The organism is Microbacterium sp. PI-1 (assembly GCF_004337555.1).
Lineage (GTDB): Bacteria > Actinomycetota > Actinomycetes > Actinomycetales > Microbacteriaceae > Microbacterium > Microbacterium aurugineum.
This window is the reverse complement of record NZ_SJYZ01000004.1, coordinates 120,637-145,494: the sequence shown is the minus strand read 5'-3', so window position 1 is coordinate 145,494 and position 24,858 is coordinate 120,637. Positions and strand designations below refer to the sequence as shown.

At 68.4% G+C, this 24,858-nt stretch carries 22 protein-coding genes; 17 read left to right on the top strand and 5 right to left on the bottom strand.

Features of this window, described 5'->3' with window-relative positions; all coding sequences use genetic code 11:
* The first annotated feature begins 118 nt into the window (after nucleotides 1-118).
* From E0W80_RS05925 to E0W80_RS05900, 6 genes are read left to right on the top strand one after another with little or no spacing between them, the layout of a single operon-like run.
* The gene (locus tag E0W80_RS05925; protein ID WP_131491687.1) at nucleotides 119-814 is read left to right on the top strand and encodes a DUF1684 domain-containing protein; all 696 of its coding nucleotides are present in this window, start codon (nucleotides 119-121) and stop codon (nucleotides 812-814) included.
* Nucleotides 815-842: 28 nt separating this feature from the next.
* On the top strand, nucleotides 843-2,336 hold the full coding sequence (locus E0W80_RS05920; RefSeq protein WP_131491686.1) for an ABC transporter substrate-binding protein: 1,494 nt from the start codon (nucleotides 843-845) through the stop codon (nucleotides 2,334-2,336).
* A gap of 52 nt (nucleotides 2,337-2,388) precedes the next feature.
* Nucleotides 2,389-3,351: an ABC transporter permease gene (locus tag E0W80_RS05915; protein WP_131491685.1), complete on the top strand. Its 963-nt coding sequence runs from the start codon at nucleotides 2,389-2,391 to the stop codon at nucleotides 3,349-3,351.
* On the top strand, nucleotides 3,348-4,208 hold the full coding sequence (locus E0W80_RS05910; RefSeq protein WP_131491684.1) for an ABC transporter permease: 861 nt from the start codon (nucleotides 3,348-3,350) through the stop codon (nucleotides 4,206-4,208). The genes E0W80_RS05915 and E0W80_RS05910 overlap by 4 nt, the downstream gene beginning before the upstream one ends.
* Entirely contained in the window at nucleotides 4,205-5,002 is a 798-nt protein-coding gene (locus tag E0W80_RS05905; RefSeq protein WP_131491683.1) for an ABC transporter ATP-binding protein, read from the top strand. The genes E0W80_RS05910 and E0W80_RS05905 overlap by 4 nt, the downstream gene beginning before the upstream one ends.
* A complete protein-coding gene (locus tag E0W80_RS05900) occupies nucleotides 4,999-5,760 on the top strand; it encodes an ATP-binding cassette domain-containing protein (RefSeq protein ID WP_131491682.1) in 762 nt (253 codons plus the stop codon). The genes E0W80_RS05905 and E0W80_RS05900 overlap by 4 nt, the downstream gene beginning before the upstream one ends.
* 10 nt (nucleotides 5,761-5,770) lie before the next feature.
* Here E0W80_RS05900 and E0W80_RS05895 read toward each other — a convergent pair whose 3' ends face one another.
* The 4 genes from E0W80_RS05895 to E0W80_RS05880 all read right to left on the bottom strand — a co-directional run bounded on the left by E0W80_RS05895 (nucleotide 5,771) and on the right by E0W80_RS05880 (nucleotide 10,808).
* Complete coding sequence (locus tag E0W80_RS05895; RefSeq protein ID WP_205802310.1) at nucleotides 5,771-6,172, bottom strand: DUF779 domain-containing protein; 402 nt, start codon at nucleotides 6,170-6,172, stop codon at nucleotides 5,771-5,773.
* A 64-nt stretch (nucleotides 6,173-6,236) separates the two neighbouring features.
* The gene (locus E0W80_RS05890) at nucleotides 6,237-7,787 is read right to left on the bottom strand and encodes an aldehyde dehydrogenase family protein (RefSeq protein ID WP_131491681.1); all 1,551 of its coding nucleotides are present in this window, start codon (nucleotides 7,785-7,787) and stop codon (nucleotides 6,237-6,239) included.
* A 185-nt stretch (nucleotides 7,788-7,972) separates the two neighbouring features.
* A complete protein-coding gene (locus E0W80_RS05885; protein WP_131491680.1) occupies nucleotides 7,973-9,301 on the bottom strand; it encodes a GAF domain-containing protein in 1,329 nt (442 codons plus the stop codon).
* A 79-nt stretch (nucleotides 9,302-9,380) separates the two neighbouring features.
* Nucleotides 9,381-10,808, bottom strand: coding sequence for a CCA tRNA nucleotidyltransferase (locus E0W80_RS05880; protein WP_131491679.1), 1,428 nt, complete (start codon nucleotides 10,806-10,808; stop codon nucleotides 9,381-9,383).
* A 271-nt stretch (nucleotides 10,809-11,079) separates the two neighbouring features.
* Between E0W80_RS05880 and E0W80_RS05875 the strand changes: the two genes are divergently transcribed.
* The 11 genes from E0W80_RS05875 to E0W80_RS05825 all read left to right on the top strand — a co-directional run bounded on the left by E0W80_RS05875 (nucleotide 11,080) and on the right by E0W80_RS05825 (nucleotide 24,126).
* Complete coding sequence (locus E0W80_RS05875) at nucleotides 11,080-13,626, top strand: fibronectin type III domain-containing protein (RefSeq protein WP_131491678.1); 2,547 nt, start codon at nucleotides 11,080-11,082, stop codon at nucleotides 13,624-13,626.
* A 143-nt stretch (nucleotides 13,627-13,769) separates the two neighbouring features.
* Nucleotides 13,770-14,414, top strand: coding sequence for a hypothetical protein (locus tag E0W80_RS05870; protein WP_131491677.1), 645 nt, complete (start codon nucleotides 13,770-13,772; stop codon nucleotides 14,412-14,414).
* A gap of 161 nt (nucleotides 14,415-14,575) precedes the next feature.
* A complete protein-coding gene (locus E0W80_RS05865; protein ID WP_131491676.1) occupies nucleotides 14,576-15,601 on the top strand; it encodes an Lrp/AsnC family transcriptional regulator in 1,026 nt (341 codons plus the stop codon).
* Nucleotides 15,602-15,716: 115 nt separating this feature from the next.
* Nucleotides 15,717-17,207: an aldehyde dehydrogenase family protein gene (locus E0W80_RS05860; protein ID WP_131491675.1), complete on the top strand. Its 1,491-nt coding sequence runs from the start codon at nucleotides 15,717-15,719 to the stop codon at nucleotides 17,205-17,207.
* Entirely contained in the window at nucleotides 17,204-17,962 is a 759-nt protein-coding gene (locus E0W80_RS05855; RefSeq protein ID WP_131491674.1) for a gamma-glutamyl-gamma-aminobutyrate hydrolase family protein, read from the top strand. The genes E0W80_RS05860 and E0W80_RS05855 overlap by 4 nt, the downstream gene beginning before the upstream one ends.
* Nucleotides 17,959-18,429, top strand: coding sequence for a DUF3830 family protein (locus E0W80_RS05850; protein WP_017829890.1), 471 nt, complete (start codon nucleotides 17,959-17,961; stop codon nucleotides 18,427-18,429). The genes E0W80_RS05855 and E0W80_RS05850 overlap by 4 nt, the downstream gene beginning before the upstream one ends.
* A 41-nt stretch (nucleotides 18,430-18,470) precedes the next feature.
* Complete coding sequence (locus E0W80_RS05845; RefSeq protein ID WP_131491673.1) at nucleotides 18,471-19,550, top strand: ABC transporter substrate-binding protein; 1,080 nt, start codon at nucleotides 18,471-18,473, stop codon at nucleotides 19,548-19,550.
* Nucleotides 19,547-20,374: an ABC transporter permease gene (locus tag E0W80_RS05840; protein ID WP_047521401.1), complete on the top strand. Its 828-nt coding sequence runs from the start codon at nucleotides 19,547-19,549 to the stop codon at nucleotides 20,372-20,374. The genes E0W80_RS05845 and E0W80_RS05840 overlap by 4 nt, the downstream gene beginning before the upstream one ends.
* Before the next feature lie 2 nt (nucleotides 20,375-20,376).
* Nucleotides 20,377-21,177, top strand: a complete 801-nt coding sequence (locus E0W80_RS05835; protein WP_240740466.1) for an ABC transporter permease — start codon at nucleotides 20,377-20,379, stop codon at nucleotides 21,175-21,177.
* The gene (locus E0W80_RS05830; RefSeq protein ID WP_131491671.1) at nucleotides 21,177-22,220 is read left to right on the top strand and encodes an ABC transporter ATP-binding protein; all 1,044 of its coding nucleotides are present in this window, start codon (nucleotides 21,177-21,179) and stop codon (nucleotides 22,218-22,220) included. The genes E0W80_RS05835 and E0W80_RS05830 overlap by 1 nt, the downstream gene beginning before the upstream one ends.
* Nucleotides 22,221-22,374: 154 nt before the next feature.
* On the top strand, nucleotides 22,375-24,126 hold the full coding sequence (locus E0W80_RS05825) for an alkaline phosphatase family protein (protein ID WP_131491670.1): 1,752 nt from the start codon (nucleotides 22,375-22,377) through the stop codon (nucleotides 24,124-24,126).
* A 177-nt stretch (nucleotides 24,127-24,303) separates the two neighbouring features.
* Here the strand turns inward: E0W80_RS05825 and E0W80_RS05820 are convergent, their stop codons facing one another.
* Complete coding sequence (locus E0W80_RS05820) at nucleotides 24,304-24,798, bottom strand: hypothetical protein (RefSeq protein WP_131491669.1); 495 nt, start codon at nucleotides 24,796-24,798, stop codon at nucleotides 24,304-24,306.
* Between the last annotated feature and the right edge of the window lie 60 nt (nucleotides 24,799-24,858).

The following is a 24,858-nucleotide window of genomic DNA, read 5'->3' as shown; positions in this document are numbered from 1 at the left end:
GAGAGTGTACGGCAGATACCCGTACAGGGGTCCTCGGAATGGAGAGTGCGTCCCCCAGCGTTACCCCGGGTGACGAGGCCGACCCCGCCGCCTTCTCCATGCAAGAGAATTGAAAGTGATGCCTGAACGCGAAGAACACACCCACTGGCAGGCCGAGCGCCGCGCCGCCGTCACCTCGGCGACCGGCAACCTCGCCCTGATCGAGACCCGTTGGACCGGCGAACGCCCCGACCTCGAGGCCGAACTGCGCGCCGCGGCCGACACGGTCACGGTGACACCGATCGAGCGCACGAACATCGAGACCGGTGAGGCCGAGCATGGGCTGCGCGTCTGGGACGCCGATGCCCCCGCCATCCGCGCCTTCGACCGCATCGACACCTACGAGTACGACCCGGCCTGGGTGCTCGAAGGGCACTTCACCCCGGTCTCCGGCGACCGCCGCGTGTCGTTCGAGCACATCCGCGACAATGGTGGCACCCGCGACCTGGTCGTGCCGGGCGACATCCGCCTCGAGCTCGCGGGCCAGGAGTACACCCTGGCCGCGTTCGACGACGGCGGCACGCTGCTGCTCGTCTTCGGCGACGAGACGAACGGCGCGGAGACCTACGGATCCGGACGCTTCCTGTTCGTGCAGCTGCGGGATGACGAGGGCTCGGTGGTCCTCGACTTCAACCGCGCGTTCGTGCCGCCGTGCGGTTTCAGCGCCCAGTACAACTGCCCGCTGCCGCCGGCATCCAACCGCTTCCCCCTGCCCATCCGAGCAGGCGAGAAGAACGTCGTGTTCCGCGACGGCTTCGACATCTACGCGGCGTGACGCCGCACACTCTCACCCTGGAGCACTCATGAGAAGAACCCGCATCCTCGGCGCGCTCGGCGCCGTCGCCACGCTCGCGCTCGTGGCCGGCTGCGCGTCGGGCACGAGCGACGCCACCGCGAGCGAAGACGCCACGATCTTCATCGGGTCGCTGTACGAGCCGACCAACCTGAGCAACACGCAGGGCGGCGGGCAAGGCGTGACCGAGGCGCTGACCGGCAACGTGTACGAGGGGCTGTACCGGCTGACGGATGACGGTGAGGTCGAACCTCTTCTCGCCGAGGACGCCCAGGTGTCCGACGACGGCCTGACCTACACGATCACGCTCCGCGACGACGTGACCTTCCACTCGGGCGACCCGCTCACCTCCGCCGACGTGAAGTCGAGCATCGAGGCCGTCACCGCCGAAGATTCCGTGTCGGCCCGCAAGTCGAGCTTCACGACGATCGCCGACATCGCCACCCCCGACGACAGCACCGTCGTGTTCACGCTGTCGCAGCGGTCGATCTCGTTCCTCTACAACCTCAGCTACGTCTGGATCGTGAACGACGAGGCCGGCGACATCACGAGCACGGAGGACGGCACCGGCCCCTACACGCTCGACGAGTGGAAGAAGGGTTCGACCCTCACCCTCCAGCGCTGGGACGACTACTGGGGCGAGCCCGCCAAGAACGGCGAGGTCGTCTACACGTACTTCACCGACGCGACGGCCGAGAACAACGCGCTCCTCACGGGTGAGATCGACGTCATCACCAGCGTGCAGAACCCGGACTCGCTGACGCAGTTCGACTCCGACGACTATGTCGTGAGCGAGGGCACCTCCACCACGAAGGAGCTGCTCGCCTTCAACGACCGCGTCGCGCCCTTCGACGACACACGCGTGCGCAAGGCGGTCTACTCCGCGATCGACACGAAGAAGCTGCTCGAATCGATCTGGGGTGACTACGGCACGCTGATCGGTTCGATGGTGCCACCCACCGATCCCTGGTACGAGGACCTCACGCAGGTCAACCCCTACGACGTCGACCTCTCGAAGAAGCTGCTCGCGGAGGCGGGCTACGCCGACGGTTTCACGTTCACGCTCGACACCCCGAGCTACGACCCTCACCCCGCGGTGGCGGAGTTCCTGCAGTCGCAGCTCGCCGAGGTCGGCATCACGGTCGAGATCAACACGATCAGCGCCGACGAGTGGTACACGAAGGTCTTCAAGGAGCAGGACTTCGAGGCCACGCTGCAGGAGCACGTGAACGACCGCGACGTGGTCTGGTACGGCAACCCCGACTTCTACTGGGGCTACGACGACGCCGACGTGCAGCAGTGGGTCGCCGACGCCGAGCAGGCCGCGACGACCGACGAACAGACCGCTCTTCTCAAGAAGGTCAACGAGAAGATCGCCGCCGATGCCGCGAGCGTATGGTTGTACCTGTACCCGCAGATCGTGGTCGCCTCGAGCGACCTCAGCGGGTACCCGGTCAACGGCCTGAACTCGCAGTTCTTCGCCTACGACATCGTCAAGTCCTGACGTGCGTGGGGGATGCCGCGCGTCGGCATCCCCCACGTCATCCTGAGAAGCCATGCTCGCCTACCTCCTGCGCCGCCTCGCGTTCCTCGCGGTGTCGCTCGTCGTCGCGATGGTCGCGATCTTCGTGCTGCTGCGCCTTCTCCCCGGCGACCCGGCCAACGCGCTGCTCTCGGTGAACGCCACCCCCGAGCAGATCGCCGCCGCGCGCGCCCAGGTCGGCTCGGACCAGCCCCTGCTGCAGCAGTTCACCACCTGGGCGGGTCAGCTGCTCCGCTTCGATCTCGGTGAATCGTTCCTGAGCTCCCGTCCGGTCGGACCTGACATCGCCGATCGCCTCGCCGTGACGCTCCCGCTCACGCTCATCGCCTTCACCATCGCGCTCCTCGTCTCACTCGTGATCGGTATCACCGCGGCCGTCAAGTCCGACCGCTGGTACGGGATCGCGCTGTCGGGGTTCGCGCAGCTCGGCGTCGCCGTCCCCGTGTTCTGGGTCGGCGTCGTGCTCGTCTGGGTGTTCGCGCTCGGTCTCGGCGTGCTGCCTTCCGGCGGGTTCCCCCGGAAGGACTGGGAGGATCCGGCGGATGCGCTCCGTTCGCTCGCGCTGCCTATTCTCACCATCGTGATCGTCATGAGCGCCTCTCTCAGCCGCTACGTCCGCTCGGCGACACTCGACGTGCTCGGAAGCGACTACCTGCGCACGGCGCGCGCCGGCGGTTCCCGCATGGGGGAAGCGCTGCTCCGGCACGGCGTGCGCAACGGGGCGGTGCCCGTGGTCGCGGTCCTCGGCATCGAGCTGTCGACGACGCTCCTCGGGGCGGTGGTCGTCGAGAGCGTCTTCACACTTCCCGGGCTCGGCAGCCTGCTGCTCTCGGCCATCGAGCAGCACGACTTCCAGGTGATCCAGGGCGTCCTCGTCGTCAGCACGCTCTTCGTGCTGCTGGTCGGGTTCGCCGCCGACATCGTGCAGCGTCTGATCGATCCGCGCCTGCGCACGAGCGTTTCGGGGAACCGATGAGCCGCGTCGCCGAACAGCTGATCACCGCCTCCGTACCCGTGCGCCGGCGACCGAAGGCGACCCTGGTGATCGGGATCGTCCTCACCGGCGTCATCGTGCTGATCGCGCTGGTCTCCCTGTTCTGGCTGCCCTATCCGCTCGCCGACACCAGTGGAGGCCGGCTCGAGGGCCCGAGCGCACAGCACCTCCTCGGCACCGATCGACTCGGCCGCGACCTGTTCTCGCAGTTGATGTGGGGCGCACGGATCGCGCTCATCGTCGGCACGGGCGCGGTCGCGATCGCCGCGGTCCTCGGGACGATCATCGGCCTTCTCGCCGCGTTCGCCCGCCCCTGGGTCGACGACACCCTCTCCGCAGGTCTCGACGTGGTGATCGCGTTCCCCGTGCTGCTGCTGGCGATGCTGGTCGTCGCGGTGCAGGGAGCATCGCTGTGGTCTGCGGTGCTCGCGATCGGTCTGGCGATGTCGGCGATCGTGGCGCGACTCACGCGTATCCTCGCGCGCCGCGTGCTGCAGGAGCAGTACATCACCGCCGCGCGCACGAGCGGCACCGGCGTGCTCGGGATCGTGTTCCAACACGTGCTGCCGAACATCGCACCCACCCTCGCCGTGAGCCTGGCGCTGCAGTTCGGTGCCGCCGTGCTGGCCGAGGCGAGCCTGTCGTACCTCGGGCTCGGCGCACCGCCGCCCAACGCTTCGTGGGGACGGATGCTGCAGGAGGCGCAGGGCACCGTGCTCACCGCACCCGTCGGTGCCATCGCTCCCGGAGTCGCGATCATCGCACTCGTGCTCGGTGTGAACTTCCTCGCCGATGGTCTGCGCGACCTCGCCGACCCGGCCCGAAGGAGGAGCCGATGAGCCTCCTCGACGTCTCCGGCCTCACGGTCCGCTCCGGCGCCGGCACGCTCGTGCGCGATGTCTCTTTCTCCCTCGGGGCGGGGGAGCGCCTGGGGCTGATCGGCGAGTCCGGCTCGGGCAAGTCGCTGACCTCGATGGCCGTGACCGGGCTGCTGCCGGATGCCCTCCGCGCGTCGGGCTCGGTGCTGCTCGACGGCCACCAGGTGATCGACGCTCGCGACGCCGACCTCCGCCCGCTGCGCGGACCCGTCGCGCAGATCGTGTTCCAGGAACCGCTCACCGCGCTCGACCCCCTGATGCGGGTGGGACGACAGATCGCCGAACCGCTGCGGCGCCACCTCGGTCTGCGCGGGGCGGAGCTGAACAGCGCCGTCGCCACGGCCCTCGACGAGGTCTCCCTCTCCGACGCCCGCATCGCGCGCGCCTACCCGCATGAGCTCTCGGGTGGTCAGCGTCAGCGCGTCGCCATCGCCATCGCCCTCGCGGCCCGCCCGCAACTGCTCATCGCCGACGAGCCGACCACCGCACTCGACGTGACCGTGCAGGACGGCGTGCTCACGTTGCTCGAACGCCTGGTCGACGAGCGGGGCATGGCGCTGCTGTTCATCAGCCATGACCTGGCCGTGGTCTCGCGCATGGTGGACCGGATCGTGGTGCTGCGCGACGGACTCGTCGTGGAAGCGGGCGCGGTGGCGCAGGTGCTGCAGGAGCCGGCCGAGCCGTACACGCGGATGCTGGTCGACAGCGCCCGCGCGCTCGATGCCTTCCTCGATGCCGGGGAGGTCGGACGATGACGCTGCTCGAAGTGCGCGGAGCCGGCTTCGCCTATGGATCGCGCCGCGTTCTCCACGACGTGTCGCTGCGCATCGACGAGGGCGACTCGTTGGGCCTCGTCGGCGAGTCGGGGGCGGGCAAGTCCACGATCCTGCGGCTGATGCTCGGGCTCGATGCTCCGCGCGACGGACGGGTGCTGTTCGAGGGCGCCCCGCTCGCCCTGCGCGACCGCGCACAGATGCGACGGTTCCGCGCGAGTGTGCAGCCGGTGTTCCAAGACCCGTACTCGTCGCTCGACCCTCGCCAGCGCATCGACCGGATCGTCGGCGAACCACTCCGCTCGCTCGGCCTGGCATCCGGCGCCGGCGCCGACGCGCAACGCCGCATCGCCGAGGCCCTGGACTCCGTCGGACTTCCCGCTGACACCGCCCGCCGCTATCCGCACGAGTTCTCCGGCGGGCAGCGTCAGCGCATCGCGATCGCCCGCGCCGTGGTCTCCCGCCCGCGCGTGCTTCTCGCCGATGAGCCCGTCAGCGCGCTCGACGTGACGACGCGCGTGCAGGTGCTCGAGCTGCTCGATCGCTTGCGCCGCGAGAACGGCCTGTCGCTCGTGATGGTGTCGCACGACCTCACCGCGATCGCCTCGGCGTGCGACCGCACGCTCGTGCTGCAGAACGGTCGCGTCGTCGAGCAGGGTGCCACTTCGGCCGTCCTGCACGACCCGCAGGACCCGTACACGCGAGCGCTCGTCGACGCGGTTCCGCGGCTGCCGCGCTGAGGCGGGCGACTCAGCCTGCCGGCGTCGCCAGTCCGAAGTACGCAAGCTCCGTGTCGTCCAGCATCCGGGAGCGGATGAGGAATCGCATACCCGTCGGTCCTTCGACGCTGAACCCGGCGCCGCGACCGGGGACGACGTCGATGGTCAGGTGCGTGTACTTCCAGTACTCGAACTGCGACTGCGACATGTAGACCTCGACGGGGTCTACGAGTCCGACATCGAGATTGCCGAGCAGCACGTCGCCCTCGCCGATGAGGAACATGCCGACGGGGAAGCACATGGGCGCGGAGCCGTCGCAGCATCCGCCCGACTGATGGAACATGAGCGGACCGTGCTGCACGGTGAGCTCGCGCACGAGAGAGGCCGCAGCCTCCGTCACATCGACCCGCTGCTGTGTGCCGCTGATGGCCACGGTTCCCCCTTCCAGAGATGGTCCGGGCGGGCGCTGAGGGAGCAGCGCCCGCCCGGGGTCGAGCTCAGAAGAAGCCCATGGGCCCTTCCGCGTACGAGACGAGGAGGTTCTTCGTCTGCTGGTAGTGGTCGAGCATCATCTTGTGGTTCTCGCGCCCCACACCCGACTGCTTGTATCCGCCGAACGCGGCGTGGGCCGGGTACTGGTGGTAGGTGTTCGTCCATACACGTCCGGCCTCGATCGCCCGGCCCGCGCGATAGGCCGTGTCGCCACTGCGGCTCCACACACCCGCACCCAGTCCGTAGAGCGTGTCGTTCGCGATGGAGATCGCGTCGTCGAAGTCATCGAACGACGTGACCGAGAGCACCGGACCGAAGATCTCCTCCTGGAAGATGCGCATGTCGTTCGTGCCCTCGAACACGGTCGGGGCGACGTAGAACCCCTCGCTGAGATCACCGCCGAGGTCGACCCGCTCCCCTCCGGCCAGCAGTCGCGCACCGCCCTGCGTGCCGATGTCGATGTAGCTGAGGATCTTCTCCAGTTGGTCGTTCGACGCCTGCGCACCGATCATCGTGGCGGGATCGAGCGGGTTGCCCTGTACGACCTTGCCGACGCGCTGGAGTCCGTCGGCGAGGAATCCGTCGTAGATCGACCGCTGGATGAGTGCACGCGAGGGACAGGTGCAGACCTCGCCCTGGTTCAGCGCGAACATCGTGAAGCCCTCGAGTGCCTTGTCGTAGAACGGGTCACTGGTCGAGCGGGCGACGTCGTCGAAGAACACGTTCGGGCTCTTGCCTCCGAGCTCCAGCGTGACCGGGATCAGGTTCTGCGAGGCGTACTGCATGATCAGACGACCGGTCGTGGTCTCTCCCGTGAAGGCGACCTTGCGGATGCGCTTGTGTTGCGCGAGCGGAGCGCCCGCCTCGATGCCGAACCCGTTGACGATGTTCACGACACCCGCCGGGAGCAGGTCACCGATGATGTCGAACAGGAACAGCAGGGATGCCGGCGTCTGCTCGGCCGGCTTGATCACGACGCAGTTGCCTGCGGCGAGCGCGGGCGCGAGCTTCCACACGGCCATCAGGATCGGAAAGTTCCAGGGGATGATCTGCCCGACCACGCCGAGCGGCTCATGGAAGTGGTACGCGACGGTGTTCTCGTCGAGTTGACTGATCCCGCCCTCCTGTGCCCGCAGCACACCGGCGAAGTAGCGGAAGTGATCGACGGCGAGAGGGATGTCGGCGGCGAGGGTCTCGCGCACGGGCTTGCCGTTCTCCCACGTCTCCGCGACAGCGATCTCCTCGAGGTGCTGCTCGATGCGATCCGCGATGCGATTCAGGATGACCGAGCGCTCGGCCGGACTCGTCTTCCCCCATCCGGTGAACGCCTTCCAGGCCACGTCCACGGCGCGGTCGATGTCTTCGCTCGTGCCGCGGCCGACCTCGGTGAACGGCTTGCCGTTGACGGGGCTGATGTTCTCGAAGTACTGACCCTTCACGGGTTCGACGAACTCTCCCCCGATGTAGTGGCCGTATCGGGGACGATAGTTCGCGAGGGCGCCCGGCCGGCCCGGGGCCGCGTAGGCGAGGGACACGTCTTCTTCGACGATGCTCATGGAGTCTCCTTCGACGGGCCGCGCTCCGTGCGCGGCTGTGTTCCGAAGGTAGGTCGCGGGAGGTTGCACCCCGATGCGCAACGTTGCAGCGGGTTGCAGTCGCGGGATCGACCCCCGTGCGGGATCAGAAACGCACCGGAGAGGGGCCCGGGAGGGGCGTTTTCGATCCCGCAAACGGGGGGGGATCAGCTGCCGAGGCGCTCGATCCGGGTGACCAGTGCCGCGCGCTTCGGCGACCGTGCGGGGAGCATCTCCAGGGCCAGGCGCAGCACCTCGGCGTCGCCCTGCCCCTCGGGGATCTCGGCGTAGGAGAGCAGAACGTCGAGGCTGGCCTCCGAGAGCATCACCTCACGCAACGCCCCGCGCACCGTCTCGCGGAACTCCTCCACCCCGGGCGAGGTCGACTCGGGCAGCACGGGCCCGCGGTACGCCGTCAGTGCGACACGGTGAGCACCGCGGTCGAGCAGCGAGAGCACGTCATGCGCGTCGGTGTCGAGGGCGACGGGCAGCCGATAGGGACGGGACTCCGGCACGAGGTCGGGGGCCGTGCGCTCGAGCACCTTGCGCAGACGCACCATCTCCGGGCGCAGCGTGTCGGGCGAGACCCCTTCGCCGTAGACCAGCTCGCACAGACGCTCGGCCGAGAGCCCCTGACGGTGGACCGCGAGCATCAGGAGGATGGCGGCATGTCGCGCGCTCAGGTCGATCATGGCCTCGCCGTGCGCCGACTCGGTCTCCAAGCGCGCACGGTCGCGTCCGAGAACGTGCAGCGTCGCCCGGGCGGTCGCCGGGATACGCGCCTTCGAGGGGGTCGACCGCGAACGCGGCGTCTCGCTCCTCGCCCGGAGGCGCGCGACCATCAGCTCGGACTCCACGGCCCGAGCCGTCGCATCGACCAGCAACCGTGCCTGCGGGGACACGACCTCGGGTCCGCCGGTGATGTCGATCACCCCGAGCACACGCTTCGTCTCCGGGTCGCGCACAGGTGCGGCCGTGCACGACCACGGATGCACGAGCCTGTTGTAGTGCTCGGCACCGCGGATCTGCACCGACTGTTCCAAGGCGAGGGCCGTGCCGGGCGCACTCGTCCCGACCGCATCCTCCGACCAGTTCGCACCGGCGACGAAGCCCATGTCGTCCGTGAGCGAGCGCAGCTGTTCGTCGCCTTCGATCCACAGCAACCGACCCGCCTGGTCACCGACGGCGATGATCACCCCGGTGTCCTCGCTCGAGCCCGGCAACAGCAGGGCGCGGATCATGTCCATCGCGGAGGCGAGCGGGTGGGCGAGCCGATACTCCTCCAGTTCGTCGCTGATCAACTCCAGCCGCGGTGTGTCTTCGGGGGCGACACGGCGGCGCCACGAGCGTTCCCACGACTCGCGGACGAGCGGACGCACCCCCTGCAGCCGCCGGTCGTCGAGATTGCCGGCGAGCAGTTCCTCGTGCGCGCGCTCGACGAGAAGGCGCGATGTCGCCGGAAGGGACTCGCGGGATACCTGCCACGGCGCAGACACAGCGATCTCCGATCATCGAAGAGGCTTCGTGGATTCAGTGTACGAGCGTGGGGCCACGCGCGGAATAGGCGGGCCGGAGTCAGCCGCGCGAGGCCCACCACTCGCGGAGGCGCTGCTCCGCGACGTCGGGACCGAGCACACCCTCGTCCAGGCGCAGGTCGAGCAGGAACCGGTACGCCTCGCCCACCTCACGCCCCGGTGAGATGCCGAGCACCTCCTGGATGCGGTTTCCGTCGAGTTCCGGACGGATCGAGTCGAGCTCCTCCTGCTCACGGAGGGCGACGATGCGCGATTCGATGTCGTCGTACGCAGCCGCCAGGCGACCGGCCTTGCGTTTGTTGCGCGTGGTCACATCGGCCCGGGTCAGGATGTGCAACCGCTCCAGCAGGTCGCCCGCGTCGCGCACGTAGCGTCGCACCGCGGCATCCGTCCAGGTCCCCTCGGCATAGCCGAAGAAGCGCAGGTGCAACTCGATGAGGGTGGCGACGGCGTCGGTCGTGGCGGTGTCGAAGCGCAGAGCCTGCAGCCGCTTGCGAGCCATGCGCGCCCCGACCACGTCGTGGTGATGGAAGGTCACCACTCCCCCGGCCTCGAGCTTGCGGGTGCGAGGCTTGCCGATGTCGTGCAGCAGGGCGGCGATGCGCAGCGGCACATCGGGGGCGGCACCGGGGTGCCGGGAGTGCTCGAGCTCGATCGCCTGACGGAGCACGGTGAGCGAGTGCTCGTAGACGTCCTTGTGATGATGGTGCTCATCGACCTCGAGGCGCAGCGCGGTGACCTCGGGGAGGAACTCGTCGATCAGGCCGGTGTCGACCAGCACGCGGATGCCGCGCACCGGATCGTCCGTCTGCATGAGGCGCACGAGCTCGGACTGGATGCGCTCGGGGCTCACGATCGTCAGGGTCTCGCGCAGCGCGGCGATCGCCGCGGTGGTGGCCTCGTCGACGCGGAAGCCGAGCTGGGCGCTGAAACGAGCCGCCCGCAGCATCCGCAACGGGTCGTCGCCGAACGAGATCTTCGGGTCGGCGGGGGTGCGCAGAACACCGGCGATGAGGTCTTCCACTCCGCCGGTCGGGTCGACGAGCTTCACAGCCGGCACCTGGAGCGCCATCGAGTTGACCGTGAAGTCGCGGCGCACGAGGTCGCCGTCGATCGTGTCGCCGAACTCGACCGTGGGCTTGCGGGTCACGCCGTCGTAGCTGTCGGCGCGATACGTCGTGATCTCGACCTGCTCGCCCTGCACGCGCGCGCCGATCGTGCCGAACTCGCGGCCGATGTCCCAGCGGGCGGTCGAGATCGGAGTGACGATCGCCAGGATGTCGTCGGGCGACGCGTTCGTGGTGAAGTCGAGATCGTGCGTCTCCCGACCGAGCAGCGCATCGCGCACCGGACCACCGACCACGGCCAATTCGTAGCCCGCGCTCTCGAACGCCCTCGCGAGGGTGCCGACGACCGGATTCTCGGCGAGCGCACCGAGACGAGCGAGGCCGTCAGCCATGTTGAGCATGGGTTCCAGCGTACCGGGGTGAGCCGACTCCGCCTGGGCTCTGCGCCCCCTCATCTGCCGAAAAGCAGACCATCCGCTCGCCCCACGGCGCGCCGCCCCTCGACACGCGGGCCCGCGACCGATCGGTCTCCGCTATGGCCCCGGTGACGTGGCCCGCATCACATCGTTCACCTCCCGGTCCCCGCGGGGTCAGGCTCCGGCCATCCGTCTTCGGTGGAGTGGATGAGCCCCGTGCGGCTGAGCACGGACCCCCCCTCCACGAAGGACTGACATGACCTCCCCCACCCCTGCGGTGCGGTGGCGACGTCACGGACTCACATCCGTCGCGCTCCTCGCCCTGCTCGGCGGCGCCGTCGTCGCCCCCGCGGCCCTCGCCGCACCCGACCCCGAGGTTCCGACCGGCTCGCTGATCACCGGCGACACCGCCTGGCACTATCTCGACGACGGCTCCGATCCCTCGCCCGCTCCCGCGGCGCTCCGCGACTGGACGCTGCCCGCCTATGACGACAGCGCGTGGAAGACGGCCCCCGGCTCCTTCGGCGCAAAACGCGGAGAGCTCGCCCCGGTCGGCCCGCAGACGCCCCGAACACTCCTGAACCACTACCTCGACGGCACCCAGGCTCCGACCGTGCCGACGTACTTCTTCCGCACGACCTTCGAGCTCGAGGCGGGTGTGGCGGAGAAGGTCGCCGTCCTGCAGAGCACGATCACCTACGACGATGCGATCATCGTCTGGATCAACGGCGAGGAGGTCGCCCGCTACGTCGACGGCCGCATCACCGACACGACCAACGTCGAGTACGCCGGCGACAGCAACGGCGACCCGCTGACGAGCACGTTCAGCGCCGAAGGCGACCTGCTCCACGACGGCACCAACACCATCGCCGTCTCCCTCTTCCAGGATCGCGAGACCAGCTCGGACATCTTCTTCGACATGTCTTCGTTGACCCTGGTGGAGGCGTCCGACCCCGGCACGCCCGTGCTCGCCCCGCCGACCCGCGTCATCCTGACACCGACCGAGCAGCCCGAGGTCTCCCAGGCCTTCTCGTGGCTGGCCGGCAACGCCTCGCACACGGTCGGACAGGTCGAGATCGCCCCGGCCGCCGGCGGCGAGACCCGCACGATCGACGCGTACGACGCCGGCGTCGTGAACGGCAACCCGAACAAGCACTTCTCGGCGACCGTGACCGGCCTCACCGCCGCCACCGAGTACCGCTACCGCGTCGGTCTTCCCGGCAGCTGGAGCGAGTGGTTCACCTTCCGCACCGCGGATCCTTCCGCGACCGACTTCCAGTTCATCTACTACGGCGACGCCCAGATCGGCCTCGACACCACGTGGCCGAGTGTCGTGAAGCAGGCCGAGGCCAACGCTCCCCGGTCGATCGGCTCGGTGCACGCAGGCGACCTGATCAACACCTCGAGCAACGAGAACGAGTGGGTCAACTGGTTCAAGGGCATGAAGGACTCGGCGGTCCGCACCAACGTGATGGCAGCCCCCGGCAACCACGAGTACTCCGGCGACAAGCTCCTCACCGCCTGGAAGGCAGCCTTCGAATACCCGCACAACAACCCGTCGACCAGCTCGATCGGTGAGCTGGCAGACCTCGCGAAGGGCGACTCGGAGGTCGCGCAGCAGTACCGCGCGTTCTTCGACCACTGGAGCTCATTCGCTGCCGAGACCGCGTACTACACCGACTACCAGGGCGTGCGCTTCATCACGCTGAACGCGACACGCGACACCACTTTCCTCACGCCGGCCGGACTCCCCTCCTGCAGCGGCGCGGAGTGCCCATCCACGCAGATCGGCGTGCTCTGGACCCGCTTCCAGGGCGCATGGCTCGACCTGCTGCTGCAGAACAGCCCGTCGAAGTGGAACGTCGTCACCTTCCACCAGCCGGTGTTCTCCGCATCGGCGGGCCGTGACGAGCCGGTGCTGCGCGCGGAGTGGCTGCCGGTCTTCCAGCGCAACGACATCGACCTGGTACTCATGGGCCACGACCACACCTACGCCCGCGGCTTTGTGAACACGGACGCGACCGAGACCCCCGGCCTCACCACGGGTCCCGTCTACGTCGTGTCGAACTCGGGCGCGAAGCACTACGACCTGGAATCCGCCGAGAAGAACGTCTGGACCAACAACGGCGCCACCCAGGTGCTGCGTGGTCAGGACGTGACGACGTACCAGGTGATCGACGTCTCGAAGAACCAGCTCGTCTACCGCTCCTACCTCGCGGAGAAGCAGCCGGGAGCCACGACCGACCTCCCCGTCGGCGCCGTCTACGACACGTTCACCGTGACGAAGTCGGACGCCGGCGAGAAGTGGGTCACCGAGGAGGGCGTCACACCCCCGGTCACGCCGGAGCCCGAGGTTCCGGCCAAGATCGAGCTCGGCGCGGCCGCGGTGAAGGCCGGGGGCACCGTCACGGTCGCGGGCAGCGGCTTCGCGGAGGGCGCCGAGCTTCGCCTCGAGCTCCGCTCTGACCCGGTGCAGCTGGGCACCGCGACCGCCGGTGCGAACGGCTCGTTCCAGCGGACGGTCACGATCCCCGCGAACACTCCGGCCGGCGCACACACCCTCGCCGTCATCCTGCCCGATGGCACGGAGGTCACCGCGGCACTCACCGTCGCTGCGGTCTCCGGCGGAGGGGCAGTGACCCCGGGCGCGGGGAGCTCGACCGCGGACGACCTGGCCGCGACCGGCGCCGACAGCACGCCGTACATCGTCGCAGCCGTCGTGCTCCTGGCAGCAGGCGTCGGCCTGTTCGCAATGCGCCGTCGTCGGCAGCACACCCCGGCGGATACGACCGAAGCGGACTGATCCGCGATCGTCATCACAGGACGCCGTTCGGGCTTCGGCCTGGACGGCGTCCTCGTTCGTGGTACAGGCCTCCGCACATAACGATTCGTTTCGGTCACGGGTCTGACCGAAGAACGTCCATGCGACCGCCCTAGGCTCGGGTCATGCCAAGCCGTCGTCACCTCGTCCTCGCCTCCGTCACCGCCGCGCTCCTGGGCCTCTCGCTCACCGCCTGCGCTCCCGGGCAGTCACCGGACGGCTCCGCGACCTCGACATCGTCATCCACACCGAGCACCTCGGCCTCCGCCACGCCCGCAGACCGTATCGTCGAGATCTCCGTCGACGGCCTCTCGATCGACGAGGGGCCCGTGATCGGATACGACGACCCGAATGGCGTCGTCGCCGCCCTCACCGACGCCTTCGGATCCGCGCCGACGGAGGGACCGGTCGAAGGCCCGTACGACTCGGTGTACGACGGGTTCGAGTGGAACGGGACGAAGGCGACGGCCTACGAGACCCGCATAACCCTGGTCGTGTCGGCGGATGCCCCCGGCGTGATCTTCCGCACCACGGAGGGGCTCGGCCTCGGTTCCACCCGCGCCGAGGCGATCGCCGCCGGCGCAGAGGATGAGTGGGATGAAGACGGCGACGGCGTCTCCGACTACCTCAAGATCGGCATGCGAGAGGTTCCCGGCACCTCGTCTCTCGTGAATCCCGGAGAGGTCGGTGTCGAGTACATCACCCTGAAGGTCACCGACGACGTCGTGACGCGCATCAGCAGCGGCGGCAACGACTTCTCCGACATCTGACGCCATCGCCGCGGATGCCGAAACCGGGACCGTCTCGCACTCCGGCGGCAGGTCGGCTCGAGACAGGCCGCGATGACCGCGTCCGGTCTCCGTTTTGGTCCCGGCGGCTCGGCGCACTGGGATAACCTTCACCCGAGTCCGTCCCCGGTGAAGGAGAGCCCGTGCCCACGAACGATGTGATGGCCGACGAAACCGATCGGATCGTCGCCGCGGCCCTGCAGGTGAACGGCCGTGCGTCGTGGGGGGAGATCGGCCGCGTGGTCGATCTGCCGGAACGCACCGTCGCCCGCCGTGGGCAGCGACTGCTCGACCGCGGACTGGTGCGGGTCTCCACCTATGTCGACCCCGCCAGAGTGCTCCACGCCCGCGCGGTGCTGTTCCGCATCACGACCGAGCCGCACGCGCTCTGGCATGTGGCACGCACGCTGGCACGACGGCCGGACGCCTCCTCCGTCTCGGTGCTCGAAGGCAGCAGCGACATCGCCGGAATGCTGCTCCCCCACGACGACGCCTCGATCCGCGAGCTGCTCTTCACCGACTTCCCCGAGCTCGAGGGCATCGACTCGATCAACGTGACGACGGTGCTGAAGTTCTTCCGCTCGGGGCACGATTGGCGCGCGGGAGTGCTCACCGACGAACAGGCCCGCATGCTCGACGAGTCGTCCGGCTCCGAGGTCGACCCCGCCGATTCCCTCAGCGCGGACGAGGAGGCACTGATCCGCCTGCTGCTGAAAGACGGTCGGATGCCGGTCGCGCAGCTCGCCCGGTCACTGGGACTGAACGTCACCACCACCCGGAGACGGATGGAGTCCCTGAGCCGTCGCGGCCTCATGCATCCCCGCACCGAGGTGGTGCCGAGCCTGTTCGGCCTCGGTTTGGAGGCTCTGGTGTGGCTCCGCGTCCCGATGGCGCGCCTCGAGAAGGTGGGAGCGGCTCTCGCCGCCGCACCGGAGGTGAAGTTCATCGCCGCCACCACGGGGACCTCGCAGCTGCTCGCCAATGTGCTCGTCAAGGATGCGGATGCGTTCTACGAGTTCCTCACCGGTCCCGCCGTGGCGGGGCACGACGGACTCGAGGTCGTCGAGTCGCTGGTGGTGATCACTCCGGTGCTGCGCGGGTCTCTGATCGTCGACGAGGCTCCCGCCGCGCTGGCCAACGACATGCCCACGGGCGCGATTCGCCTATAGGCCGATTCTGTTACTGGCATGTAACGAAATGGCGAGATCGGTCTCTATAGCTTGACCTCGTGGCGAAATAGGGCGAGTATCCTCTCCAGGGCCATCACCCCTGGAGAGGACGACCGTGTTCACGGCTACTGGAGACGACTGGGCGGATCGCGCGGCGACGCTGCCCCTGCACACGCGCATGTTCATCGACGGCGCGTGGGAGGAGGGCTCGGCCGAGCCCCTGTCTCCCGTGAGCCCCCGCGACGGTCGCGCACTTCCGCAGATCAGCGCCGCCTCGCCGGCCGATGTGGACCGGGCCGTCCGCTCCGCGCGCACCGCCTTCGATTCCGGGGCCTGGTCGCGGATCGCCCCTCGTGAGCGCGGACAGCGGCTGATCGCCTTCGCGCAGAAGATCCACGACAACGCCGAAGAGCTCGCCCTCACGATCTCGCTCGAGATGGGAAAGCCCGTCCGTGAGGCTCTGCAGACCGAGCTTCGCGCCGTCGTCACCTGCTTCCGCTGGTACGGGGAGGCCGCCGACAAGATCCTCGACGAGGCTCCCGTCACCGCGCCGAACAGTCTCGCGCTCGTCACCCGCGAGCCCGCAGGCGTCGTCGCGGCCGTGGTGCCGTGGAACTTCCCGCTGACCATGACCGCCTGGAAGCTCGCCCCGGCCCTCGCGGTCGGCAACAGCGTGGTGCTCAAGCCCGCCGAGCACACGACCTACTCGGCGCTGCGACTGGCCGAGCTCGCGCACGAGGCCGGCATCCCCTCCGGCGTGCTCAACGTCCTCCCCGGCGCCGGACACGTCGCCGGTCGCGCTCTCGGCGAGCACCCCGACGTCGACATCGTCACCTTCACGGGGTCCCCGGAGGTCGGACGGCGCTTCCTCGGCTACTCGGCGGCGTCCAACGGCAAGCGGGTCTGGCCCGAGCTCGGCGGGAAGACCGCGAGCCTGGTGCTGCCCGACGCCGACCTGGAGCGCGCGGTGCGTGCCACGGCCGACGGATGCTTCTACAACCAGGGACAGATGTGCACGGCGTCGTCCCGCCTGCTCGTACCCCGAGCGCAGCATGATCGTGCGCTGGAGATCGCCGCCGAGGTCGCGCGGACGAGTCTGCCCGCCGACCCGTTCGACGTCACCACCTCGATGGGAGCGATCGTCAGCGAGAAGCAGCTCGCCGGCATCGCCGGTTTCGTGGAGCGCGCCCAGGCGGAAGGCGGAGAGCTCGCGGCCGGAACCCCGGAGCGTTTCGAGGCCGTCGACGGCGGCAGTTACTTCGCCCCCGTGGTGCTCGGAGTCACACCGCAGCACGAAGTCGCCCAGCGCGAGGTCTTCGGCCCCGTCCTCTCGGTCATCGCCTATGACGACGTGGAGGACGCCCTCGAGATCGCCAACGGCACCGAGTACGGACTCGCGGCCGCGCTGTGGAGCACCGACCTCAACGCGGTGCACACCCTGTCGCGACGTCTGCGTGCCGGCGTCGTCTGGGTGAACTGCTTCGAGGAGGGCGACATGACGATCCCCTTCGGCGGGGTCAAGGGGTCCGGCTTCGGCCGCGACAAGAGCCTGCATGCGATCGACAAGTTCACCGATCTCAAGACCACCTGGATCGAGCTGTCATGACCCGTCCGCTCATCGGCATCACGACCTGGCGTCGCTTCATCGACACCGATCTCGGGGCAGGCCGCCCCGCACACACCCTGGGTGCCGAGTACGCCGCACCCGTCGAAGCCGCCGGTGGCGCCGTCGTCCTGCTGCCCCCGACGGCGGGCGTCGACGACGTTCTCGACCGCCTCGACGGACTGCTCCTCTCGGGGGGAGAAGACGTGCACCCGTCCCGCTACGGCGCGGAACCGCAGGAGGGCAAGTCCTACGATCCGTCGCGCGACGGGTTCGAGATCGCCCTCGCCCGGGGCGCCCGCCGACGCGGCATCCCGGTCCTCGCCGTCTGTCGCGGGCTGCAGGTGTCCAACGTCGCCTTCGGTGGCACCCTCCTCGTCGACATCCCGCACACCGAGGATCACCAGCCCGTGCGCGGAGCAGACCAGCAGCTCGCCGCCCGGCATCCGATCAGACTCGCCGACGGCAGCCGTCTCGCCGACCTCTACGGCACGCGGCACCGGATCGTGAACACCATCCACCACCAGTCCATCGCCGTCCCCGCCCCCGACCTGCACCCGGTCGCGTGGGCCCCGGACGGGATCGTCGAAGCCGTCGAAGCAGGCGGCGACTGGCCCTTCTGGGCGGTGCAGTGGCACCCCGAGAAGATGATCGACCCCGATGAGGCCGCGGAGGAGATGCCGCTGTTCGCGGCGTTCGTCTCGGCCGCCCGCGAACGAGCAGCGGAACAACCCGCTGCGGAGAAAGGAACACGATGACCAAGCAGGTCTTCCTCGAGTACGAGAACGGCGTCCGCGCCGTCGCCACCCTGTTCGAGGACCTCGCCCCTCGCACCTGCGAGGCCATGTGGGGTGCACTGGAGAAGCCGGTCACCATGCAGGCGATGCACGCGATGTACGCCGGCCCCGAGGTCATGGTCGGCCTCCCCGAAGAGGCGCAGAACTTCGACCCGGAGAAGGTGCCGTTCGAGAACCAGCAGGTCGTACCCGCACCGGGTGATCTGCAGTGGTACTGGCAGCGTCCCATGCAGATGGGCGGTCTGCCGTTCGAGTGGTACGAGATCGGCGTCTTCTACGATCGTGGTGCCCGTACTCTCGGCCCGCTCGGATGGACACCCGTCAACATCTGGGGCGGCATCACCGAAGGACTCGCGGAGTTCGCCAAGGAAAGCGCGGCGATCCGCATCGACGGAGCGAAGCAGCTCACCATCGGACGCCTGGTCTAAGGCGTCTACTCAGTGCTGGACCCATCCCGAAGGAGCAGTGCATGAATACCCGAAGAATCCTCACCACCGGAGCGCTCGTCGCCACCGGCGCCCTCGTCCTCGCCGGCTGTGCGGCCGGCGATGACACCGCATCGTCCGGCGACAAGGAGTTCGCCGGCGAGACCCTCGTCGTCACGTCGTTCGGCGGCGATTGGGAGAAGGCCTTCATCGAGGCCGTCGTCGATCCTTTCGAGGAGGAGACCGGCGCCAAGGTCGAGTTGATCACGCTGTACAGCGCCGACGCCCTCGCCCAGGTCACCGCCCAGAAGGCCAGCCCGCAGATCGATGTCGTGCACTTCTCCGGCGGGCAGGAGTTCACCGCCGCCGCGGACGGTCTCATCGCGCCGATCACCGCCGACGAGCTGTCCGAATCCGGTGACCTGATCGACCTCGCCACGGCGGGCCTCGAGCGCGGGGAGGGCCCCGTGATCCAGCTCGCACCGATCGGACTCGTCTACAACACCGAGGCCGATGCTCCGGCACCGACCTCGTGGCTCGACCTGTTCGACGAGGCCTACGCCGGCCACATCGCCCTCACGGACTTCTCGAACACGTACGGCGTGCTCTCGATGCTCCGTGTCTCCGATGCGCTCGGCGGCGGCATCGAGGACCCCTCGCAGGCGATCACCGACCTCGGGGAGCTGGCTTCGTCGGGCGACGCGATCGTCGTACCCACCTCGCCCGACCTGCAGACCGCCTTCGCACAGCGCGACACCTGGCTCGCCCCGTACGCGATGGACTACGCCGGCACGCTGCAGGACGCGGGCCTTCCGGTAGAGTTCATCGTCCCGAAGGAGGGCGTCACCGCCTCCCTCATCACGGCGAACGTGGTCGAGGGCCGGGACAACCCCGACCTCGCGAAGCTCTTCATCGATTTCGAACTGCGCCCCGAAGCGCAGGCCGTCTTCGCGGAGAACATGCGGTACTCGCCGGTCAACACCCAGACCGAACTCTCCGGCGACGCCGCGGAAGCCGTGCTCACCGGCGACGAGCTGGAGACGGTCGTCGTCTACGCTCCGGGCGATGTCGCAGCTTCGCGGCAGTCCTGGACCGATGAGTGGAATGCGCTGATCACCAAATGAGTGTCCGAACCCGTAGGGAGCCCTGGCTCCTGCTCCTGCCGGCGATCGTGCTGCTCGCGCTCGCCTTCATCACCCCGGTGGCTGGCATGCTCCTCATGAGCGTGCAATCGTCGGCAGGCGGGTTCACCCTCGACAACTTCACCCGGTTGTTCACGAGTGAGTATCACCTCCAGGCGGCGCTGCGTTCGCTCCGCCTGGGGGTGATCCAGACGATCATCACGCTCGTCATCGCGATCCCGCTGTCGTACGTGATGGCTCGCGCCGGCTCCCTGGTGCGCTCCTTCCTGCTCATCGTGGTGATCCTCCCCCTCATGACGAGCGTCGTGGTCCGCACCTTCGGCTGGGTCGTCCTGATGGGACCTGCCGGGCTGATGATGCAGATTCCCGGCGTGGAGTTCCTCGTCGGCGGCACGCAGGGCTTCCTCGGCACCGAGACCGGGGTCGTGATCGCGATGGTGCAGGTGCTCCTGCCGTTCGCGGTGCTCAGCATCCTGGGTGTGATCTCCGGCATCAAGCCTCAGCTCGAAGAGGCGTCGCGCACGCTCGGCGCCGGATTCTGGCGCACGCTGTGGCACGTCGTCCTCCCGCTCGCGATCCCCGGCATCGTCGCCGGTGCCTCGCTCGTCTTCGTCCTCTCGGTGAGCTCGTTCATCACGCCGCGCTTCATCGGCGGGGCGCAGATCCCTGTGTTCGCGCAGACCATCTACGTCGATGCGACCACCAACCTCGACTGGTCGTTCGCGGCCGCGCAGGCGGTGCTGCTCTTCGCCGGGGTCATGCTCGTGCTCGCAGCGACGTCCCGACTCGGGAAGCAGAAGGTGTGACCATGGTCCGTTCCGTTCCGATCCTCGGCAGGGTCCTCGCCATCGTCCTCGGCGTCATCGTGACGCTCTACATGCTCGTCCCGCTCCTGGTCGTCGCCGGTGCGTCCGTCGGCGAGAACCGCTTCCTCACGTTCCCCGGTCAGGGGTTCACCCTCGACTGGTACGTCGAGGCGCTCACCTCGGACACCTACCTCGAACCGTTCCGTCTGAGCCTCGTGGTCGGCGTCACCGTGGCCGTCGTGGCCGCGTCGATCGGCACCGCTGCCGCCCTCGCGCTGACCCGCTTCACCATCCCCGGCGGCGCCGCCATCCAAGCCCTGCTGATGTCGCCGCTGACGATCCCGACGATCATCCTGGCGATCGGTGCCCTGTCGATCTCGTCGCTCACGATCGGCGCCCCGAACGTCGGTGTCCTGATCGCCGTGCACGTCGTGATCGCGATCCCGTACGTGATGCGCACCGTCACCGGAGTGATGGCGCGGGCAGACCACTTCACGGAAGAAGCCGCGCGCACCCTCGGCGCGAGCGCCTGGAACCGCTACCGCCTCGTCGTGCTGCCCATCGCCCGCCCCGGCATCGCGGCGGGTGCGTTCTTCGCCTTCAACATCTCCTTCGACGATGCGGTGATCGCCCTCTTCCTGCGCACACCGCAGCTCGAGACGCTCCCCATCGCCATCTACGGCCAGCTGGAGTTCAGCACCTCGCCCACCGTGGCGGCGGTATCGACTCTCATGGTCCTGCTCACCGTCGTCCTCATGATCGTGCTCGAACGCATCATCGGCCTGGGAAGGTTGTTCGTCTGATGACAACACTCACCATCACTGCTCTCACCAAGGACTTCAAGGGGACATCGGTGCTCAAGGGCATCGATCTCTCGATGCGGTCCGGGGAGTTCGTCTCCCTGCTCGGCCCGTCGGGGTGCGGCAAGACGACGCTCCTGCGCTGCATCGCGGGGCTCGAGTCGCCGAGCAGCGGCACCATCGAGATCGCCGGCCAGGATGTGACGAAGCTCCCGCCCGAGAAGCGTCACCTCGGCATGATGTTCCAGAGCTATGCCCTCTTCCCGCACATGAGCGTGGTCGAGAACGTGCGCTTCGGGCTGCGGATGTCGGGCGAGAAGTCCAAGACCGAGCAGAAGGAACTCGCCGTGCGGGCTCTGGAACGCGTGCAGATGGGTCACCTCGCCGACCGGATGCCGGCGCAGCTGTCGGGCGGACAACAGCAGCGTGTCGCCCTGGCCCGCGCGATCGCGTTCGAGCCGCGTGTGCTCCTGCTGGACGAGCCGCTGTCGAACCTCGATGCCCGGCTGCGGGACGACATGCAGGTGGAGCTCAAGGAGCTGCACCGCACTCTCGGACTCACCACCGTGTTCGTCACGCACGACCAGGAGGAGGCGATGAGCCTCTCCGACCGCATCGTCCTGATGAATGCGGGAGTGATCGAACAGGAAGGTGCGCCGGCCGAACTCTACGGTGCACCGCGCACCCCGTTCGCGGCAGACTTCATCGGCGCGGCCAACCTGCTCCCGGCCACACGTTCCGGAGCGGTCGCGACGCTCGACGGCACCGCGATCCAGGTGCCGCTGACGGGGGCGGGCCCCGATGGCACCGGTGAGGTCGTGCTCCGCCAGGAGGACCTGCGGCTCTCGCCGACGGTCGGCGCGGACACTCCGGTGAACGTCGACGTCGTCGCCCACGTCTACCGCGGGGCCGACATCGTGTACATCGTCGAGCTCGCGGGGAAGCGGATGCGCGTCGTGCGCCCGCGGCACGAAGCGCCCATCCCGGAAGGCGCAGCCGGCCTCGGCTGGCGCGACGGCGCGGTGCTCTGGATCGCCGCTGCCTGACCTCCCCCTCCCTCGCCCCTCCCTCGCCCCGGGGCTGAAACCCAGACGACCCCTCGCACGCCCGGCGTGTCCCACCCCGACACGCCGGGTCGCGCGCATTCCGTCTCTGTTTTCGCCCCTGCGCTCGACACGGGCACGGTCATAGGATCGGGGCGTGACAGACGACTCCTCCGCCCGTGCCACCTCGCGCCGCGGTTTCTTCAAGATCGGGGGCGCCGCGCTCGCGGGCGCGGCGGTCGGGGGTGCGGGCGGCGCGGCGATCGGCGCGTCGATGGCCGGCAACCCTCGCGACGGCTTCGCAGACGACCCGGATCCGTTCGCGGCCCTCACTCCGCGCAGTGAGCCGGGGTTCGATCACCTCGTCGTCGTGATGGGTGAGAACCGCTCCTTCGACAACCTGCTCGGATACCTGTACTCCCGGGAGAATCTGCCGGCAGGCGAGACGTTCGAGGGCCTGGACTTCGGCTCGTACAGCAACACCTCCTCCGACGGCACGGTCGTCGATGCGCACGTGTACGAGGGCGACACCGACCGGATCATGAGCCTTCCCGACCCGGACCCCGGCGAGGAGTACCCGCACGTCAACACGCAGATCTTCGGCACCGTGGATCCCGCGAGCAACGCCAAACTCTTCGTCGACGAGATGACCGCGCCCTTCAACGCCCCGACGCACGGCGAGAAGCCCACGATGTCAGGGTTCCTGGAGGACTACATCATCAACTTCCGGCGATTGCGCAAGGGAGCCGACCCGAAGCCCGACGAGGCGAGACACATCATGGGTTCCTTCTCTCCGGAGATGCTCCCGGTGCTGTCGACGCTCGCCTCGGAGTTCGCCGTGTTCGACCACTGGTACGCCGGGGTCCCGTCGCAGACCTTCTGCAACCGTTCCTTCTTCCACGCCTCGACGTCATACGGCTTCGTGACCAACCAGGCCGGCGGCGGATACAAGAAGTGGCTCGATGCTCCGGCAGCCCCGACGGTGTTCAATCGGCTCGAAGACGAGAAGGTGAGCTGGAAGATCTACATCGACAAGCTCCAGCTCGTGTCGTTCACCGGGATGCTGCATGCCCAGGTGCTCGAGAAGTACTGGCGCACCGAGCACTTCGGCACCATGGAGGACTTCTACGCCGAGGCGAAGGACGGGAAGCTCCCCGCCTACGCGTTCATCGAGCCCCGCATGGTCTACGACCACAATGACTTCCATCCGCCGTTCGGCCGCCCCCGCGAGGGCGAGGTCGAGGGTGAAGCCGTCTTCGACAGCGCGATTTCGGACGTGCGCGCCGGAGACCGACTCATCCATGACATCTACGAGGCCGTGCGCACGAGTGCGTCCGCGACGGGTTCGAACGCGGTCAACACCCTGCTGCTCATCACCTTCGACGAGCACGGCGGCTGCTACGACCACGTGCCCCCGCCCGCCGCCACCACGCCGACGCCCGACACCGAGGCCGGCGAGATGGGCTTCACGTTCGACCGGCTCGGATGCCGCGTCCCGGCGATCGCGGTCTCGGCGTACACGAAGCGCGGCTCGATCATCCATGACGAGATGCACCACGGCTCGGTCATCGCCACACTCTCCCGTCTGCACGGGTTGAAGCCGCTCAACGATCGCGACCAGTCCGCCAACACCCTGCTGAACGTCGTCAACCTCGACAAACCCCGCCACCCCGCCGACTGGCCGGTGACGACCCCCGCGTACACGCCGCCGAACCCCGAGGAGTCGGCGCCGCGACCCGGTGAGAAGGATCAGCTGAGGCCGTTGACCCCGCCTGCTCGCGGGCTTCTCGGCCTGCTGATCGCGCGCTACGGCAAGCCGGGAGAGCCCGAGCCGGAGACGTTCGCGGATGCGTACAGGCTGCTCCACGAGCACGGCGAGGAGTTGTTCGGTCCACCCCGACGTGGCTGACGGAGGCTGCGCCCGGTTCGAGGCGGTACGGATGAATGAAGAGTCAGCTGAGAGTCGGTTCGCGGGACGCGCGACGCGCGCACCGGGCTCTGGCGAAGTCGCCGAGAGGTCCCAGAGCGAAGATCGGCCCCACGCCGGAAGCTCCACCGTGGGGCCGATCTTCGAGCGCGACAGGTACTAGGCGCGGGTCTTGCTCAGGTCGACCCGCTTGCCGGTGACCTGCATCCCGATCTGGATGAGCGCCTTCGTTCCGTTGCGCTCAGGCATGCAGAACTTGGTAGTCGAGTTCCACGGGATCCAGCACAGCTTGGCGTAGTAGTCGCCTGTATAGAAGTCGCGCACAGTGTCCCATGTCCCGTTGGTAACGCCCAAGGTGAATTGGTAGTGCACGTTCCCGGGCGGGTTGTCGTGCCAGCACGGCTTGCCGGATGCGCACCCGGTAGACCAGGAACGTGCGGAGGGTCCAGAAGGGCTCAGTGCCTCGAGCGTCGCTTCGAGCTCTGCCTCGGTTATGACCTCGACGTCTGTGACGTCGCCCGAGTACGGGTCGACGGTGACGATCTTGGGGGAGCCGGAGCGCAGCGCTTCGATCTCATCCTGCGTCAGTTGGTCCAGATCCCCGACCACCGTTGACGTGAGGGAGTCGGGTGCGGGGGATATCTCCGCGGCCACGCCGGGTGCCCCTGTCAACATGAGGCACGTCACGAAGCAGAAGCGCGCTGATCACTCCGA

Coding starts and splice junctions, on each gene's coding strand:
- E0W80_RS05840 (WP_047521401.1), top strand. CDS start 19,547: ATGAGTGTCCGAACCCGTAGGGAGCCCTGGCTCCTGCTCCTGCCGGCG.
- E0W80_RS05855 (WP_131491674.1), top strand. CDS start 17,204: ATGACCCGTCCGCTCATCGGCATCACGACCTGGCGTCGCTTCATCGAC.
- E0W80_RS05920 (WP_131491686.1), top strand. CDS start 843: ATGAGAAGAACCCGCATCCTCGGCGCGCTCGGCGCCGTCGCCACGCTC.
- E0W80_RS05870 (WP_131491677.1), top strand. CDS start 13,770: ATGCCAAGCCGTCGTCACCTCGTCCTCGCCTCCGTCACCGCCGCGCTC.
- E0W80_RS05875 (WP_131491678.1), top strand. CDS start 11,080: ATGACCTCCCCCACCCCTGCGGTGCGGTGGCGACGTCACGGACTCACA.
- E0W80_RS05900 (WP_131491682.1), top strand. CDS start 4,999: ATGACGCTGCTCGAAGTGCGCGGAGCCGGCTTCGCCTATGGATCGCGC.
- E0W80_RS05830 (WP_131491671.1), top strand. CDS start 21,177: ATGACAACACTCACCATCACTGCTCTCACCAAGGACTTCAAGGGGACA.
- E0W80_RS05845 (WP_131491673.1), top strand. CDS start 18,471: ATGAATACCCGAAGAATCCTCACCACCGGAGCGCTCGTCGCCACCGGC.
- E0W80_RS05915 (WP_131491685.1), top strand. CDS start 2,389: ATGCTCGCCTACCTCCTGCGCCGCCTCGCGTTCCTCGCGGTGTCGCTC.
- E0W80_RS05910 (WP_131491684.1), top strand. CDS start 3,348: ATGAGCCGCGTCGCCGAACAGCTGATCACCGCCTCCGTACCCGTGCGC.
- E0W80_RS05880 (WP_131491679.1), bottom strand. CDS start 10,808: ATGCTCAACATGGCTGACGGCCTCGCTCGTCTCGGTGCGCTCGCCGAG.
- E0W80_RS05890 (WP_131491681.1), bottom strand. CDS start 7,787: ATGAGCATCGTCGAAGAAGACGTGTCCCTCGCCTACGCGGCCCCGGGC.
- E0W80_RS05835 (WP_240740466.1), top strand. CDS start 20,377: ATGGTCCGTTCCGTTCCGATCCTCGGCAGGGTCCTCGCCATCGTCCTC.
- E0W80_RS05905 (WP_131491683.1), top strand. CDS start 4,205: ATGAGCCTCCTCGACGTCTCCGGCCTCACGGTCCGCTCCGGCGCCGGC.
- E0W80_RS05925 (WP_131491687.1), top strand. CDS start 119: ATGCCTGAACGCGAAGAACACACCCACTGGCAGGCCGAGCGCCGCGCC.
- E0W80_RS05850 (WP_017829890.1), top strand. CDS start 17,959: ATGACCAAGCAGGTCTTCCTCGAGTACGAGAACGGCGTCCGCGCCGTC.